This is a genomic window from Schlegelella aquatica (assembly GCF_026013905.1).
Lineage (GTDB): Bacteria > Pseudomonadota > Gammaproteobacteria > Burkholderiales > Burkholderiaceae_C > Caldimonas > Caldimonas aquatica.
This window is the reverse complement of the sequence record NZ_CP110257.1, coordinates 1,438,345-1,455,652: the sequence shown is the minus strand read 5'-3', so window position 1 is coordinate 1,455,652 and position 17,308 is coordinate 1,438,345. Positions and strand designations below refer to the sequence as shown.

Genomic DNA, 17,308 nt, shown 5'->3' with positions numbered 1-17,308 from the left:
GGCGCCCTGACGGGCTGCCGTCGTGGGGCCGCCGCAACTGCGCGTAAACACAGGGGCGCCGCGATTGCGGCCCTATAGCGCTTCCCGTAGCATGGGTTTTGCCCCTGGCTGCGTGCCGGGGGGTGCGACCGCGGCGTCAGACACGCGGCGTGAACGACAACCACGCGGATGATCGAGAGGAAGGAGACCACTTCATGTCGACGGCTTTTTCGGCGCTCTACTTTGCGCTGGCTTGCGGCGTTGCCGCGGTGCTCTATGGCTTCGTCTCGCGAAGCTGGATCCTCAGGCAGGACCCGGGCAATGCCCGGATGCAGGAAATCGCCGCGGCCGTCCAGCAGGGCGCGGCTGCGTACTTGGCGAGGCAGTACCGCACCATCGCGATCGCGGGCGTCGTGCTCGCCATCCTGATCGGCATCTTCATCGACTTGACGACGGCCGTGGCCTTCGTCGTGGGCGCGGTGCTTTCGGGAGCCTGCGGCTTCATCGGCATGAACGTCTCGGTGCGCGCCAACGTGCGCACTGCACAGGCCGCCACGCGCGGCATCGGTGAGGCGCTGGCCGTCGCCTTCCGCGGCGGCGCCATCACCGGGCTCTTGGTGGTGGGCCTGGGCCTCCTGGGCGTCGGCATCTTCTTCTGGTTCCTCACGACCAATGGCCAGATGACGCCCACCACCTCGCTGGCGACCTTGCTCAAGCCCCTGATGGGCCTGGCGTTCGGTGCCTCGCTGATCTCCATCTTCGCGCGGCTGGGTGGCGGCATCTTCACCAAGGGGGCGGACGTGGGCGCCGACCTCGTCGGCAAGGTGGAGGCGGGCATCCCCGAGGATGACCCGCGCAACCCGGCGGTCATCGCCGACAACGTGGGCGACAACGTCGGCGACTGCGCCGGCATGGCGGCCGACTTGTTCGAGACGTATGCCGTGACCTTGATCGCGACGATGGTGCTGGGTGCGCTCACGGTGACCGCGGCGCCCTTCGCGGCCAGCGTCTACCCGCTGGCGCTCGGCGGCTTCTCGATCATCGCCTCCATCCTCGGCTGCTTTGCGGTGAAGGCCTCACCGGGCATGCGGAACGTGATGCCGGCGCTCTACCGGGGCCTCATCGTCGCGGGGGTCATCGCGCTGATCGGCTTCTACTTCATCACCAAGTGGGTGGTGCCGGACGACGCGATCTACGCCTCGGGCACGCAGATGCGGCTGTTCGGCGCGGCCGTGGTGGGCTTGGCACTCACCGCCCTCATGGTGTGGATCACCGAGTACTACACCGGCACCGACTACTCGCCCGTCAAGCACGTCGCACAAGCCTCGACGACCGGCCACGGCACCAACATCATCGCGGGTCTGGCCGTGAGCATGAAGTCCACCGCCTGGCCGGTGATCTTCGTCTGCGCCGCGATCATCGTGTCGTACCTGCTCGGCGGCCTCTACGGCATCGCCGTGGCGGCCACCTCGATGCTGAGCCTGGCGGGCATCATCGTCGCACTCGATGCGTACGGCCCCATCACCGACAACGCCGGCGGCATTGCGGAGATGGCCGAGCTGCCCGCCTCGGTGCGCGACATCACCGATCCGCTGGACGCGGTGGGCAACACCACCAAGGCCGTGACCAAGGGCTATGCCATCGGCTCGGCGGGCCTCGCGGCGCTGGTGCTCTTCGCCGACTACACCCATGCGCTCGAAGCGCGCGACCTCGCCACGAGCTTCGACTTGTCCAACCACATGGTCATCGTGGGCCTGTTCATCGGCGGCCTGATCCCCTACCTTTTCGGCGCCATGGCGATGGAAGCCGTGGGCCGGGCGGCAGGCAGCGTGGTCGAGGAGGTGCGACGCCAGTTCAAGACCATCCCGGGCATCATGGAAGGTACAGGCAAGCCGGAGTACGGCACCGCGGTGGACATGCTCACCGCCGCCGCGATCAAGGAGATGATCGTGCCCTCGCTGCTGCCGGTGGTGGTGCCCATCCTGGTCGGCATGTTCCTCGGCCCGGCGGCACTGGGGGGCCTGTTGATGGGCACCATCGTGACGGGCCTGTTCGTCGCCATCTCGATGTGCACCGGCGGCGGCGCGTGGGACAACGCCAAGAAGTTCATCGAAGAAGGCCACCACGGCGGCAAGGGTAGCGACGCCCACAAAGCCGCCGTGACGGGCGACACGGTGGGCGACCCCTACAAGGACACTGCCGGCCCCGCCGTGAACCCGCTCATCAAGATCATCAACATCGTGGCGCTCTTGATCGTGCCGCTGCTGCCGGCCGGCATGCCCACGCAGCGGGCCGAGGCGCCCGCCACCCCGCCCGCGCAGGTGCAGGTCGCGAAAGGCCCGGCGTCGCTCGCCGGGCCCGCCGCGGTCACGCCGGCAGCGCGTTGAGCGCCGGCTGCGTCTGCCCTTGAAGAAACGCCCGCGGCCTGCGGGCGTTTTTTCTTGGTTCGCTGAGCGCGGGGGGCCGTTCAGCGACGCGGGGGCGGCACGTCGGTGCAGGTGCCGTGGGCGACCTCGGCCGCCATGCCGATGCTCTCGCCGAGCGTCGGGTGCGGGTGGATCGTCTTGCCGATGTCGATCTCGTCGGCCCCCATCTCGATGGCCAGCGCGATCTCGCCGATCATGTCGCCGGCGTGCGTGCCCACGATGCCGCCACCGACGATGCGGTGCGTCTCTTCGTCGAACAGCAGCTTGGTGAACCCTTCGTCACGCCCGTTGGCGATCGCGCGGCCCGAGGCGCTCCAGGGGAACAGCCCCTTCTTCACCTTGCGGCCCTCGGCCTTGGCCTGGTCCTCGGTCAGGCCCACCCAGGCCACCTCGGGATCGGTGTAGGCCACGCTCGGGATCACGCGTGCATCGAAGGCGACCTTCTCCCCCGCCGCCGCCTCGGCCGCCACATGAGCCTCGTGCACCGCCTTGTGCGCCAGCATCGGCTGGCCGACGATGTCGCCGATGGCGAAGATGTGCGGCACGTTGGTGCGCATCTGCACATCCACCGGGATGAAGCCCCGCTCCGTCACCGCCACCCCGGCCTGGTCGGCGCCGATCTTCTTGCCATTGGGCGCGCGGCCCACCGCCTGCAGCACCAGGTCGTAGAGCTGAGGCTCCTTCGGCGCGCCCTCGCCTTCGAACCGGACCAGGATGCCGTCCTTCGTCGCTTCGGCGCCCACCGTCTTGGTCTTGAGCATGATGTGGTCGAAGCGCGCGGCGTTCATCTTCTGCCACACCTTGACCAGATCGCGGTCGGCCCCTTGCATCAGGCCGTCGAGCATCTCGACCACGTCCAGGCGGGCACCGAGCGTGGAGTACACCGTGCCCATCTCCAGCCCGATGATGCCGCCGCCGACGATGAGCATGCGCTTGGGGACCTGTGGCAGCTCCAGCGCCCCGGTGGAATCGACGACGCGCTCGTCATCGGGCAGGAACGGGAGCCTCACCGCCTGCGAGCCGGCCGCGATGATGGCCTGCCTGAAGCGGACGACCTGCTTCTTGCCGGTCTTGTCCTGGCCCGGGCCCGCCGTCTCTTCGACCTGCACGTGGTGCGGGTCGAGGAAGCTGCCGTAGCCGCGCACGACCGTCACCTTGCGCATCTTGGCCATCGCGGCAAGGCCCCCGGTGAGCTTGCCCACCACCTTGGCTTTGTGGGCGCGCAGCTTGTCCAGGTCCACCGTCGGAGCACCGAAGCTCACGCCCAAGTCCGCGAAGTGCTTGACCTCGTCCATCACGGCCGCCACGTGCAGCAGCGCCTTGGACGGGATGCAGCCGACGTTGAGGCACACGCCGCCGAGCGTCGGGTAGCGCTCGACCAGCACCACCTTCATCCCCAGGTCCGCGGCGCGGAAAGCGGCCGAATACCCGCCGGGGCCGCCGCCGAGCACGAGCATGTCGCATTCGAAGTCCGCGCCTGCCGAGTAGGACGCCGCGGGCCCGGTGGACGCGGCAGGCGAGGCAGCCGCGGCCTGAGGCGCCGCCGCAGCGGGCGCTGCGGCCGCGGCGGGAGCCGCAGCAGGAGCTGCTTGCGCGGCTGCAGCCGCCGAGGCCGCCGCGCCTTCGGCTTGCAAGAGCAGGATGGTCGATCCCTCGCTGACCTTGTCGCCGACCTTGAGCTTGAGTTCCTTGACGACCCCCGCGTGCGAAGACGGGATCTCCATCGACGCCTTGTCGGACTCGACGGTGATCAGGCTCTGCTCGGCCTTGACGCGGTCGCCCGGCTGCACCAGCACCTCGATGACCGCCACATCCTTGAAGTCGCCGATGTCCGGCACTTTGATTTCGATCGTGGACACGCCGCGCTCCTCCTTACAGCATCACGCGGCGGAAGTCCGCCAGCACGCTCGCCAGATAGGCGTTGAACCGGGCGGCTGACGCCCCATCGATCACCCGGTGGTCCCAGCTGAGCGACAGGGGCAGCATGAGCCGCGGCACGAACTGCGTGCCGTCCCACACCGGCTTCATCGCCGACTTGCACACGCCGAGGATGGCCACCTCGGGCGCATTGATGATCGGCGTGAAGTAGGTGCCGCCGATGCCGCCCAGCGACGAGATCGAGAAGCAGCCGCCGGACATGTCGGCCGGGCTGAGTTTGCCCTCGCGCGCCTTGGCCGCGAGCTCTGCGGTTTCCTTGGCGATCTGCAGCACGCCCTTCTTGTCGGCGTCTTTGATCACCGGCACCACCAGGCCGTTCGGCGTGTCGGCCGCGAAGCCGATGTGGTAGTACTGCTTGAGCACGAGCTGCTCGCCGTCCAACGACGCATTGAACTCGGGGAACTTCTTCAGCGCCGCCACGCACGCCTTGATCAGGAAGGCCAGCATCGTCACCTTGACGCCGGATTTCTCGTTCTCCTTGTTGAGCTGGACGCGGAAGGCCTCCAGCTCGGTGATGTCCGCGTCCTCGTGGTTGGTGACGTGCGGGATCATCACCCAGTTGCGGTGCAGGTTCGCGCCCGAGATCTTCTTGATGCGCGACAGATCCTTGCGCTCGATCGGCCCGAACTTGGCGAAGTCCACCTGGGGCCAAGGCAGCAGACCCGGCAGCGCCCCGCCGCCCGCCTGCGCCGGGGCCTTGGCCTTCTGCGCCTGGGTCTGCACCTCGCCCGCCATCACCTTCTTGACGAAGCCCTGCACGTCCTCCTGCGTGATGCGCCCCTTGGGCCCGGTGCCTTGCACCTCCTCCAGCGGCACACCCAGCTCGCGCGCCAACTTGCGCACGCTCGGCGAGGCGTGCGGCAGCCGACCCTTGGGCGCCGCCGGCTCATGGGGTGGCAAGGCCGCGGTCGGTGGGATGCGCTCGACCGGCTGGCTGGCCAGTTCTGCCCCGGCGTGCGCGGCGGGCGCCGGCTCGGGTGCGGCGGCGGCGGCCGATGGGGGTGCTGCGGCCGGCTGCGATGCGGGGGCCGGTCGCGCCTCGCCTGCGGGCGGCGGGGCGGCAACCCCCTGCGCCGCCTCGAGCACGGCAATGGCCGAGCCCTGGCTGACCTTGTCGCCGACCTTCACCTTGAGTTCCTTGATCACGCCCGCGTGCGACGATGGAATCTCCATCGACGCCTTGTCGGACTCCACGGTGATGAGGCTTTGCTCGGCCTTCACCGTGTCTCCGGGTTGGACCAGCACCTCGATGACGGCCACGTCCTTGAAGTCCCCGATGTCGGGAACCTGCACTTCCACCAATGCCATGCTTGTTGTCTCCCGGCGGGCGCCGCGTTGGCGGCGCCCCGCCAAGCTCGCTCACGCGTAGAGCGGGTTGATCTTCTCGGTCTTGATGCCGTACTTGTCGATCGCCTCGGCCACCTTGGCCAGCGGCAGCTTGCCTTCCTCGGCCAACGCCTTCAAGGCCGCCACCACGATGTAGTGCCGGTTGACCTCGAAGTGCTCGCGCAGCTTGTAGCGGAAGTCGCTGCGACCGAAACCGTCGGTGCCCAGGACCTTGTAGACATGGCCCTTGGGGATGAACGCCCGGATCTGCTCCGAGTAGTTCTTCATGTAGTCGGTGGAAGCGATGACCGGGCCGTCATGCGGCTGGAGTTGCTGCGTGACGAACGGCACGCGTGGGGCCTCGCCCGGATGCAGGAGGTTCCAGCGCTCGCAGTCCTGGCCCTCGCGCGCCAGCTCGTTGAAGCTCGGGCAGCTCCAGACGTTGGCCGCAATGCCCCACTCCTTCTCGAGCAGCTCCTTGGCGAACATCGACTCGCGCAGGATGGAGCCGGAGCCCAGCAGGTTGACCAGCAGCTGCCCCTGGGCCGGCTGCGCCTCCTGCAGCAGGTACATGCCCTTGATGATCTGCTCTTCGGTGCCGGGCCTCAGGCCCGGGTGCGCGTAGTTCTCGTTGAGCAACGTGATGTAGAAGAACACGTTGTCCTGGCGCTCGACCATGCGCTTCAAGCCGTGGTGCATGATCACCGCCACCTCGTGCGCGAAGGTCGGGTCGTACGACACGCAGTTGGGGATGGTGCCCGCCAGGATGTGGCTGTGCCCGTCCTGGTGCTGCAGACCCTCCCCGTTCAGCGTGGTGCGCCCCGAGGTGCCGCCCAGCAGGAACCCGCGCGCCTGCATGTCGCCCGCCGCCCACGCGAGGTCCCCGATGCGCTGGAAGCCGAACATCGAGTAGTACACGTAGAACGGGATCATGATGCGGTTGTTCGTGGAGTACGACGTCGCCGCGGCGATCCACGAGCACATGCCGCCCGCCTCGTTGATGCCTTCCTGCAGGATCTGGCCGGCCTTGTCCTCGCGGTAGTACATCACCTGGTCCTTGTCGACCGGGGTGTACTTCTGCCCTTCCGGGTTGTAGATGCCGATCTGGCGGAACAGCCCCTCCATGCCGAAAGTGCGCGCCTCGTCCACCAGGATGGGCACCACGCGGGGTCCCAGCGTCTTGTCGCGCAGCAGCGTGGTGAGAAACCGCACATAGGCCTGCGTCGTGGAGATCTCGCGTCCTTCGGCCGTGGGTTCCAGCACCGCCTGGAAGGCCGACAGCTCGGGCACGGGCAACTGCTCGTCGGCCTTCGGGCGACGTTTCGGCAGGTAGCCGCCCAGGGCCTTGCGGCGCTCCTGCAGGTACTTCATCTCCGGCGTGTCGTCGGCCGGCTTGTAGAAGGGGATGTTGCCGTCCTTGAGCTGCTCGTCGGGAATGGGGATGTTGAAGCGATCCCGGAAGGCGCGGATGTCGTCGTCGGTGAGCTTCTTGGTCTGGTGGGCGGTGTTCTTGCCCTCGCCGCTCTTGCCCATGCCGAAGCCCTTGACCGTCTTGATCAGGAGCACGGTGGGCTGGCCCTTGTGGTTGACGGCGCGGTGATAGGCCGCGTAGACCTTCTGCGGGTCGTGGCCGCCGCGGTTCAAGCGCCAGATGTCCTCATCGCTCATCTTGGACACCATCTCCAGGAGCTTGGGATGGCGGCCGAAGAAGTGCTTGCGCACGAAGGCACCGTCGTTCGCGCGGAAGGCCTGGTAGTCACCGTCCACGGTCTCCATCATCACCTGCTTGAGGATGCCTTCCTTGTCACGTGCCAGCAGCGGGTCCCAGTAGCTGCCCCACAGCAGCTTGATGACGTTCCAGCCCGCGCCGCGGAACTCGCCCTCCAGCTCCTGGATGATCTTGCCGTTGCCGCGCACCGGCCCGTCCAGGCGCTGCAAGTTGCAGTTGACGACGAAGATCAGGTTGTCGAGCTTCTCGCGGGCAGCCAGGCCGATGGCTCCCAGCGACTCGGGCTCGTCCATCTCGCCGTCGCCGCAGAAGACCCACACCTTGCGGTTGCTGGTGTCGGCGATCCCGCGGGCATGCAGGTACTTGAGGAACCGTGCCTGGTAGATCCCCATGATGGGCCCCAGGCCCATCGAGACGGTCGGGAACTGCCAGAACTCGGGCATCAACTTCGGGTGCGGGTAGCTGGACAGCCCCTTGCCATCCACTTCCTGGCGGAAGTTGAGCAGTTGCTCCTCGGTCAGCCGCCCTTCCAGGTAGGCGCGGGCATAGATGCCGGGCGACGAATGCCCCTGGATGTAGAGCAGGTCGCCGCCGTGACCCTCGTGCTCGGCATGCCAGAAATGGTTGAAGCCGCAGCCGAGCATCGTGGCGAGCGAGGCGAACGACGAGATGTGTCCGCCCAGGTCGCCGCCATCGGGCGGGTTCAACCGGTTGGCCCGCACCACCATCGCCATCGCGTTCCAGCGCATGTAGGCGCGCAGGCGCTCCTCGATCTCGAGGTTGCCCGGGCAGCGCTCCTCCTCGTCCGGCTCGATGGTGTTGACGTAGCCGGTGGTCGCCGAGAACGGCATGTCGATGCTGTTCTGACGGGCGTGCTCGAGCAACTGCTCCAGCAGGAAATGCGCGCGTTCCGGCCCTTCGGTTTCGATCACGGCGGACAAGGCGTCCACCCACTCGCGGGTTTCCTGGCGGTCCGGGTCGTTGGCAGCCGGGCCCAGGAAGGATTCGGGCAATGCAGACATGGGTCTCCTCGTGCGTGTGGTTCGGCGGAGCCGGGGCAACACGAGTAGTGTCGCACAAGGCCCCTCATGTTTTCAAATAATGCGACTTCATTTCATAATGCGAACTGACATACGGCCCTGAAGGGATGGCGTCGCGTTCGATAATCCGCCTATGTCCGCGATTCCAAAAGAATTTCGCCCCAGCACGCACGAGCTTCCCCGCCGACCGCGGCGGCTGTTCGGCAGTTGGTGGCGCCGGCAGTCGCCCGCTCGGCAGGACCGCTATGCCACGCTCGGGCCGCTGGTGTCGGTGCTGCTGTTCCTGGCGGCGATCATCGCGGCCTTCTGGTACCTGCGCACCGAGGAGATCGAACGCGAGCGTGAGGCGGTCAAGCGCGATACCGAGGTCTCTCAGCAACAGATACGCCTGCGGCTGATCGAAAACCAGGAGCAACTGGTGCGCATCGCCCGGGAGATCACCACCCGCGCGGTGGACCAGGACGAATTCCTCGGGCAGGCCACCACCTTCGCCCGTGAACGGCCCGAGGTCGTGAGCATGGTGTGGCTCACCTCCGCTCGCAAACCCATCGTCAGTTACACCTCGCCCAGCTACAGCTTCAACGGCAGCCGGTACGAACCGGGCGTGGAGCCGCAACCGCGGCCGGCCTCGGGCACCAAGAGCGTGACCAAGAGCGAGCCCGAGTGGGCCTTCGAGGCGGCCCGTGACCTGCGCCAGCCGGTGTATTCGCGCCCCTACACCACCCCGCAAGGCCTGCATGTCTTCCAGGTGCAGGTGCCGCTGATCGATCGCAGCGCGTTCGTCGGCACACTGGTCGCCGAGTATTCCGTCGAGGCCTTGCTGCGCTACTTCGTGCCGAGCGAGGTGGTGAACCGGCATGGCGTGATGCTCCTGGACGCCAACGACCGCGTGCTGGCGAGCACCATCGCGCAGGGTCCCGGGGCGCACGAGCGGCCGTCCATCTCGCACGACATCCCGGTGGCGCCCGTGGGCAACGGGCTGATCCTGCGCGGGCTGGGCTACCGCACCTCCGTCGGGCTGATCGGCAACACGCTGTTCTGGATGGTGGTGGCGCTGTCCGGCCTCACCGTCTGGATGCTGCTCGGCACGTGGCGTCACATGCGACGCCGGCTGCAGGTCCAAAGCGCGCTCATCGCCGAGACCAACTTCCGCCGCGCGATGGAGAACTCCATGCTCACCGGCATGCGCGCGATGGACATGGAAGGCCGCATCACGTACGTGAACGCCGCCTATTGCTCGATGACCGGGTTCTCCGAGTCGGAGCTCATCGGCAAGCTGCCGCCCTATCCGCATTGGCCGCCGGAGCGCATGGAGGAAAACCGCCGCCTGCTGGAACAGGAGCTCCAGGGCCGCAGCCCGCCGGGAGGGATCGAGGTGAAGGTCATGCGCAAAGACGGCACCCGCTTCGACGCGCGGATGTACGTCTCGCCGCTGATCGACGCCAAAGGCAACCAGACGGGCTGGATGACCTCGATGACGAACATCACCGAGGCCAAGCGCATCCGCGACCAGCTCTCCGCCGCGCACGAGCGGTTCACCACGGTCTTGGAGGGGCTGGACGCCGCGGTGTCGGTGGTCTCCGTCCAGGAGGGCGAACTGCTGTTCGCCAACCGCTCGTACCGGGTGTGGTTCGGCGCGGACGCGCGCGGACACACGCATCTGGCCAGCGGCCACCCCGGCGAGGTGGATCTGCCCCTGCCCGACGAGGACGATGCGGTGGACCACCTCGGCGGGCTGCCGGCGCAGGAACTCACCGAGGCCGGCACCGACCCGCGCGAGGTGTACGTCGAGTCGCTGGACAAGTGGTTCGACGTGCGAGCCCGCTACCTGCAATGGACCGACGGGCGCCTGGCGCAGATGCTCATCGCCACCGACGTGACCGCCCGCCGGCGAGCCGAGGAACAGGCGGCCCAGCAGGCGGAGAAGGCCCAGGTCACCAGCCGTCTGGTCACGATGGGCGAGATGGCCTCGTCCGTGGCGCACGAGCTGAACCAACCGCTCACCGCCATTTCCAACTACTGCAACGGCATCATCTCGCGGGTCAAGGCCGGCGCGATGGACACCGACGACCTGCTCGCCGCCCTCGAGAAGACCGCCAAGCAGGCGCAGCGCGCCGGGCAGATCATTCACCGCATCCGCACCTTCGTGAAGAAGAGCGAGCCCCAACGGCAGCCCGCGCAGGCCCGGGAGATCGTCGAGGACGCGGTGGAGCTGGCGATGATCGAGCTGCGCCGGCGCAACGTGGCGATCCACACCTATGTGGCGCAGCGTCTGCCGACCCTGATGGTCGACCCCATCCTCATCGAGCAGGTGCTGCTCAACCTGCTCAAGAACGCCGCAGAGGCCATCGACAACGCCCGGTTGCCGCCGTCGCGCCGCAACATCGAGCTGCGCGTCGTGCCCAAGCACACGCCGGAAGAAGGCGGCGTGATCGAGTTCAGCGTGACCGACAGCGGCCCCGGCCTGAAGGAGGAAGTGCTGGGCCGGATGTACGAGGCCTTCTTCTCGACCAAGTCCGACGGCCTGGGCATCGGCCTGAGCCTGTGCCGCTCGATCGTCGAGTCGCACCGGGGCCGGATTCGTGCCGAGAACTTATACAATGGTTCGACGGTCGTCGGCTGCCGCTTCTCATTCACCTTGCCGGTGGAAACCGCCTCTGCAACTCATTGAACTGCGCCTATGAGCTTGATCCCGAAAAAAGGCACCGTGTACGTGGTCGATGACGACGAGGCCGTGCGCGATTCGCTGCAATGGTTGCTCGAAGGCAAAGACTACCGTGTCAAGTGCTTCGACTCGGCCGAGTCCTTCCTGTCGCGCTTCGATCCCCGGGAGGTCGCCTGCCTGATCGCCGACATCCGCATGGACGGCATGAGCGGCCTGGAGCTGCAGGACCGGCTGCTCGAGCGCAAGTCGCCGCTGCCCATCGTCTTCATCACCGGCCACGGCGACGTGCCGATGGCCGTGAGCACGATGAAGAAGGGCGCGATGGACTTCATCGAGAAGCCCTTCAAGGAAGACGAACTGGTGGCGCTGGTCGAGCGGATGCTGGACGTGGCGCGTCAGCAGTTCGCCCAGCAGCAGGAAGCCGCCAGCCGCGATGCCCTGCTTTCTCGGCTGACCACCCGCGAGGCGCAGGTGCTCGACCGCATCGTCGCCGGCCGGCTGAACAAACAGATCGCCGACGACCTGGGCATCAGCATCAAGACGGTGGAGGCGCACCGCGCCAACATCATGGAGAAGCTCAACGCCAACACGGTCGCTGATCTGCTCAAGATTGCCCTGGGCGCTCAGGGCAAGAACTGAACGAATTCACGATCCGCGAGGCCGCTTGCGAAACCAAGCGGCCTTTTTCGTTTCTGACCTCTGATCGACAGACCCGACCATGACCGCACGCCTGATCGACGGCAACGCCCTTGCCCAGCAGATCCGCTCCGATGTCGCCGCCCGCGCGGCCGCTCTCACCCGAATCGGCCGCACCCCGGGCCTGGCCGTCATCCTCGTCGGGGACAACCCCGCCTCGCAGGTGTACGTGCAACACAAGGTCAAGGATTGCGAGGGCGCCGGCATGCGCTCGGTGCTGGAGAAGTACGACGCGACCATCAGCCAGGCAGAGCTGCTCGCGCGCATCCAGGCGCTCAACGAGGACCCCACCATCCACGGCATCCTCGTGCAGCTGCCGCTGCCCGCGCACATCGACCCTCAGCGTGTGATCGAGACGATCTCCCCCGCCAAGGACGTGGACGGCTTCCACGTCCAGAGCGCGGGCGCCCTGATGGTGGGGCAGCCCGGGTTCAAGCCCTGTACCCCTTACGGCTGCATGAAGATGCTCGAGTCCATCGGCTACGACCCGAAAGGCAAGCACGCGGTGGTGATCGGGCGCTCCAACATCGTCGGCAAGCCCATGGCGATGATGCTGCTGCAAGCCAGCGCCACGGTCACGATTTGCCACAGCGCCACGGCGGACCTCGGCCACCATACACGCCAAGCGGACATCGTCGTGGCCGCCGTGGGCAAGCGCAACGTGCTGACGGCGGACATGGTCAAGCCCGGCGCGGTGGTCATCGACGTCGGCATGAACCGCAATGAAGCGGGCAAGCTCTGCGGCGACGTGGATTTCGAAGGTGTGCGACAAGTAGCGGGCTGGATCACGCCCGTGCCGGGCGGTGTCGGGCCCATGACCCGGGCGATGCTGCTCGTCAACACCATCGAGGCTGCCGAACGGGCGGCCGCTCGCGGCTGAGCCCCGGCGCGCGACCCGGCCTGCGGGATCACCGCGCACAGGCCGTGCCCCGGGGGGCGTGGCCGGCCCGGGCGTTGCGGGTCCGACCGCGGCGCCGGGCGTCCTGGTTTTCTTGTGAGGCTCCATGAACCCTTTGCTCGACACGTCAGACCTGCCCCGATTCGCCGAGATCCGGCCGGAACACGTCACGCCGGCCGTGGACGAACTGCTGAAGGCCGCCTACGAGGCGCTCGAACGTGCGGTGGGCGATGAGGTCCCCGCCGATTACGACGCCCTCTCGGCCGTGCTGGACGTGGCGACCGAGCGGCTCGGCCGGGCCTGGGGGGCGGTGAGCCACCTGAACGCGGTGGCCGACACCCCGGAGCTGCGCGCCGCCTACAACGAGAACCTGCCGAAGGTCACCGAGTTCTATACCCGGCTGGGGGCCGACGAGCGGCTGTACGCCAAGTACAAGGCCATCGCCGGCGGCCCCGGCGCGGCGGCGCTGCGCGCGGCCCGCCGCCGGGCGCTGGCCAACGCGATGCGCGACTTCGTGCTCTCCGGCGCCGAGCTCACCGGCGCTGCCAAGGAGCGCTTCGCGCAGATCCAGGAGCGCCAGGCGGAGCTGTCGCAGAAGTTCTCCGAGCATGTGCTGGACGCGACCGATGGATTTGCCTACTACGCCACCGACGAGGAACTGGCCGGGGTGCCCGACGACGCCAAGCAGGCCGCCCGGGCCGCGGCCGAGCGAGAGGGCAAGGACGGCTACAGGATCACCTTGCAGTTCCCCAGCTACTTCCCGGTGATGCAGTACGGCAGCCACCGCCCGTTGCGGGAGCGCCTGTATCGGGCCTACGTCACGCGGGCCTCCGAGCTCGGCGCCCCGGAACACGACAACTCGCAGCTCATGCGCGAGCTGCTCGCGCTGCGTCAGGAAGAGGCCCGCCTGCTCGGACACGAGAACTACGCCTGTGTGTCCCTCGTGCCGAAGATGGCCGACTCCCCGCGGCAGGTGCTCGACTTCCTGCGCGACCTGGCGCGCCGGGCCCGCCCGTATGCCGAGCGCGACTTGGCCGAGCTGCGCGAGTTCGCGGCCGCGGAGCTGGGGCTGACGGACCTCGCCGCCTGGGACCTGGCCTACGCGTCCGAGAAGCTCAAGGAGAAGCGCTACGCCTTCAGCGACCAGGAGGTCAAGCAGTACTTCACGGAGCCCAAGGTGCTGGAAGGCCTGTTCCGCATCATCGAGACGCTTTTCGAGGTGCAGATCCGGCCCGACGAGGCGCCGGTGTGGCATCCCAGCGTGCGGTTCTTCCGCATCGAGCGTGGCGGCGAGCTGGTCGGGCAGTTCTACCTGGACCTCTATGCGCGCACCGGCAAGCGCTCGGGCGCCTGGATGGACGACGTCCGCGGCCGCTGGGCCCGCCCGGAGGGCCGGCTGCAGACGCCGGTGGCGCACCTGGTGTGCAACTTCGCCGAGGGGGTGGGGGGCCGGCCGGCGCTGCTGACACACGACAACGTCATCACCCTCTTCCACGAGTTCGGTCACGGCTTGCACCACATGCTCACCCAGGTCGACGACCTGGGCGTGGCGGGGATTTCCGGCGTCGAGTGGGATGCGGTCGAACTGCCGAGCCAGTTCATGGAGAACTTCTGCTGGGAGTGGGACGTCCTCAGGCACATGACGGCCCACGTCGAGACGGGCGAGCCGCTGCCCCGGGAGCTCTACGACAAGATGGTCGCGGCCAAGAACTTCCAGAGCGGCTTGCAGACGCTGCGGCAGATCGAGTTTGCGTTGTTCGACATGCGCTTGCACGCCGAGCCCGGCAGCGAGGCCCGTATCCAGGAAGTGCTCGACGAGGTGCGGCGCGAGGTCGCGGTCTTCCCGCCGCCGGAGTTCAACCGGATGCAGCACAGCTTCTCGCACATCTTCGCCGGCGGCTACGCGGCGGGCTATTACAGCTACAAGTGGGCGGAAGTGCTGAGCGCCGATGCCTACAGCGCCTTCGAGGAGGAAGGCGTTCTCAACGTGGAGACGGGCCGGCGCCTGCGCCGCGAGATTCTGGAGGCCGGAGGCAGCCGCCCGGCCGCCGAGAGCTTCCGCGCGTTCCGCGGGCGGGAGCCGCGCATCGACGCACTGCTGCGCCACCAAGGCATGGCCTGATAGCATCCCGTGTGCTCACGCTCCTAGGAGCCTCTACGCATGAAGCGCACCTTCATCCGACTGCTGCACGGCGCGCCGCTGGCGTTGCTGTGGGTTCTGTCGCCGGCCCACGCGCTCTACAAGGTGGTGGGGCCGGACGGCAAGGTCACGTACACCGACCGGCCGCCGGCCCACAGCCCCGCCCAGGCGCTCGGCGCTCCGGGCGCGTCGACCGAAACGACGTCGGCCCTGCCGTTCGAGCTGCGCCAGCTCGCCTCGCGGTTTCCGGTCACGCTCTACACCACGGCCAATTGCCAGCCCTGCGATGCCGGCCGCGCACTGCTGCGGCAACGCGGGATTCCTCACGTGGAGAAGACGGTGACCACGGCCGAGGACTCGCAGGCTCTCGGCCAGCTGACGGGCGCCAACGAGCTGCCGGTGGTCCAGATCGGCCAGCAACGGGTGCGCGGTTTCTCCAGCACCGAATGGTCGGCGTACCTCGACGCGGCCGGCTATCCCAAGCAGTCACGGCTGCCGGCGGGCTACCAGTTCCCGGCGGCCACGCCGCTGGTCGAGGTCAAGCCTCCGGCTGCGCCCCAAGCGCGCACGCAGGAGGGCCAAGGCGACGGCAGCGCGGGGGCCTCCACCCAGCGCCCCCTGCCCTCGCCCCCGCCGCCGGCAGGCAACGCCCCGCCGGGCTTCAAGTTCTGAGCCCGGCCGGCCTCGGCGTCAGAAGCTGAGCGTGCGCACCCCCTCGGGGGTGCCCAGCAGGCACACGCTCGCGCGGTGCCGCGCGAAGATGCCCACCGTCACGACCCCCGGCCACTGGTTGATCTCGGTTTCCATCGGGAGCGGATCGGTGATCGACAGCCCGCGCACGTCGAGGATGACGTTCCCGTTGTCCGTCACCACGCCTTCGCGCAGCACCGCCTCGCCTCCCAGCCGCGCCAGGCGCCGGGCGACTTGGGCGCGCGCCATCGGAATCACTTCGACCGGCAGCGGAAAGCGGCCCAGCGTGGTGACGAGCTTGGACGCATCGGCAATGCAGACGAAGCGCTCGGCCAGGTCCGCCACGATCTTCTCGCGCGTCAGTGCGGCGCCGCCGCCCTTGATCATGAAGCCGCGCTGATCGATCTCGTCCGCGCCGTCGATGTAGACCGGCAGGGACTCGACCTCGTTGGCGTCGAGTACGCGGATGCCGTGGGCTTGCAAGCGCTCGGTGCTGCGATGGGAGCTGGAGACCGCGCCGGCGATGCGGTCCTTGATCTTGGCGAGTTCGTCGATGAAGAAGTTGACCGTGGAGCCCGTGCCCACACCCACGATGGTGCCGGGCACCACGTGATCCAGCGCCGCCCGGCCGACCAGGGCCTTCAGTTCGTCTTGCGTCATGGAAGGAAAGGCCGCCTGCGGCCTGTTTGCGACAATCTCGCGATTATCCCGAACCACCGCCCATGTCCTTGCTGCCTTACGCCCTCGCACGACCGCTGCTGTTCCAGATGGACCCGGAACGCGCGCACGAACTCACGCTCGACGCTCTGGCCCGCACCCAGCGCACGCCGCTGGCCTGCCTCTATGGAGAGGCACGGGTCGAGGACCCGTACACCGTGGCGGGGCTCACCTTTCCCAACCGCATCGGCCTGGCCGCCGGGCTGGACAAGAACGGCCGCTGCATCGACGGCCTGGCGGCGTTGGGTTTCGGCTTCATCGAGGTGGGAACGGTGACCCCCCGCCCGCAGCCGGGCAACCCGAAGCCGAGGATGTTCCGGCTGCCGCAAGCGCAGGCGCTGATCAATCGGCTGGGCTTCAACAATGACGGGCTGGAGGCCTTCATCGCCAACGTGCAGCGTGCACGCTTCCGCAATGAAGGAGGGATCCTCGGTCTGAACATCGGCAAGAACGCCTCGACCCCCATCGAGCGTGCAGCGGACGACTACCTGATGGGCCTCGCCGGCGTCTATCCGTATGCCGACTACGTGACGGTCAACATCTCGTCGCCGAACACCCAGAACTTGCGCAGCCTGCAGTCGGACGCCGCCCTCGACGCCCTGCTGGACGCCATCGCGCAGCGGCGCGAGGCCTTGGCCGACCAGCATGGGCAACGTGTGCCGCTGTTCGTGAAGATCGCGCCGGACCTCGACGACGCCCAGGTGGAAGTCATCGCCCACACCCTGCGCCGGCACGGCATCGACGGCGTCGTCGCCACCAACACGACGGTGGCCCGCGACGCCGTGCAGCACCTTCCCCACGGACAGGAGACGGGCGGGCTGAGCGGCCGGCCGGTGTTCGAGGCCAGCAACCGCGTGATCCGTCGGCTGCGGCAGGCTCTGGGCGCCGGCTATCCGATCATCGGCGTGGGAGGCGTGATGAGCGGGGCCGACGCTCGCGCCAAGATCGAGGCCGGGGCCGACCTGGTGCAGATCTACACGGGCCTCATCTACCAGGGCCCCGCCCTCGTGCGCGACGCCGCCCTGGCGGTGGCGGCCCTGCGACGTGGCTGAAGCCGCCGGCCG

Annotated in this window: 11 protein-coding genes; 7 read left to right on the top strand and 4 right to left on the bottom strand. The window is 68.0% G+C overall.

From position 1 onward, the window contains the following. Positions 1-194: 194 nt before the first annotated feature. Entirely contained in the window at positions 195-2,366 is a 2,172-nt protein-coding gene (locus OMP39_RS06500) for a sodium-translocating pyrophosphatase (RefSeq protein ID WP_264894113.1), read from the top strand. An 80-nt stretch (positions 2,367-2,446) separates the two neighbouring features. Here OMP39_RS06500 and lpdA read toward each other — a convergent pair whose 3' ends face one another. From lpdA to aceE, 3 genes are read right to left on the bottom strand one after another with little or no spacing between them, the layout of a single operon-like run. Beyond that, positions 2,447-4,264: a dihydrolipoyl dehydrogenase gene (gene lpdA, locus OMP39_RS06495; protein ID WP_264894112.1), complete on the bottom strand. Its 1,818-nt coding sequence runs from the start codon at positions 4,262-4,264 to the stop codon at positions 2,447-2,449. Between the two features lie 13 nt (positions 4,265-4,277). Further along, positions 4,278-5,651, bottom strand: coding sequence for a dihydrolipoyllysine-residue acetyltransferase (gene aceF / locus OMP39_RS06490; RefSeq protein ID WP_425340666.1), 1,374 nt, complete (start codon positions 5,649-5,651; stop codon positions 4,278-4,280). Positions 5,652-5,702: 51 nt separating this feature from the next. Next, positions 5,703-8,420 (bottom strand): pyruvate dehydrogenase (acetyl-transferring), homodimeric type, encoded by a 2,718-nt coding sequence (gene aceE / locus OMP39_RS06485; RefSeq protein ID WP_264894108.1) that lies wholly within the window; start codon positions 8,418-8,420, stop codon positions 5,703-5,705. Positions 8,421-8,571: 151 nt separating this feature from the next. Between aceE and OMP39_RS06480 the strand changes: the two genes are divergently transcribed. The 5 genes from OMP39_RS06480 (at position 8,572) to OMP39_RS06460 (ending at position 15,509) form a co-directional block, all read left to right on the top strand. Beyond that, positions 8,572-11,109, top strand: a complete 2,538-nt coding sequence (locus OMP39_RS06480) for a PAS domain S-box protein (protein WP_264894105.1) — start codon at positions 8,572-8,574, stop codon at positions 11,107-11,109. A gap of 9 nt (positions 11,110-11,118) precedes the next feature. Further along, a complete protein-coding gene (locus OMP39_RS06475; protein WP_264894104.1) occupies positions 11,119-11,742 on the top strand; it encodes a response regulator transcription factor in 624 nt (207 codons plus the stop codon). A gap of 79 nt (positions 11,743-11,821) precedes the next feature. Continuing rightward, positions 11,822-12,679, top strand: a complete 858-nt coding sequence (gene folD, locus OMP39_RS06470; protein WP_264894103.1) for a bifunctional methylenetetrahydrofolate dehydrogenase/methenyltetrahydrofolate cyclohydrolase FolD — start codon at positions 11,822-11,824, stop codon at positions 12,677-12,679. A gap of 124 nt (positions 12,680-12,803) precedes the next feature. Continuing rightward, entirely contained in the window at positions 12,804-14,819 is a 2,016-nt protein-coding gene (locus OMP39_RS06465) for a M3 family metallopeptidase (RefSeq protein ID WP_264894101.1), read from the top strand. Between the two features lie 39 nt (positions 14,820-14,858). Further along, positions 14,859-15,509 carry a glutaredoxin family protein gene (locus OMP39_RS06460; protein ID WP_264894100.1) on the top strand — a complete coding sequence of 217 codons (651 nt, stop codon included), beginning with the start codon at positions 14,859-14,861 and terminating at the stop codon, positions 15,507-15,509. An 18-nt stretch (positions 15,510-15,527) separates the two neighbouring features. Here OMP39_RS06460 and rpiA read toward each other — a convergent pair whose 3' ends face one another. Next, a complete protein-coding gene (gene rpiA / locus OMP39_RS06455; RefSeq protein ID WP_264894099.1) occupies positions 15,528-16,187 on the bottom strand; it encodes a ribose-5-phosphate isomerase RpiA in 660 nt (219 codons plus the stop codon). Between the two features lie 62 nt (positions 16,188-16,249). Between rpiA and OMP39_RS06450 the strand changes: the two genes are divergently transcribed. Continuing rightward, positions 16,250-17,296: a quinone-dependent dihydroorotate dehydrogenase gene (locus OMP39_RS06450; RefSeq protein ID WP_264894097.1), complete on the top strand. Its 1,047-nt coding sequence runs from the start codon at positions 16,250-16,252 to the stop codon at positions 17,294-17,296. The last annotated feature ends 12 nt before the right edge of the window (positions 17,297-17,308 follow it).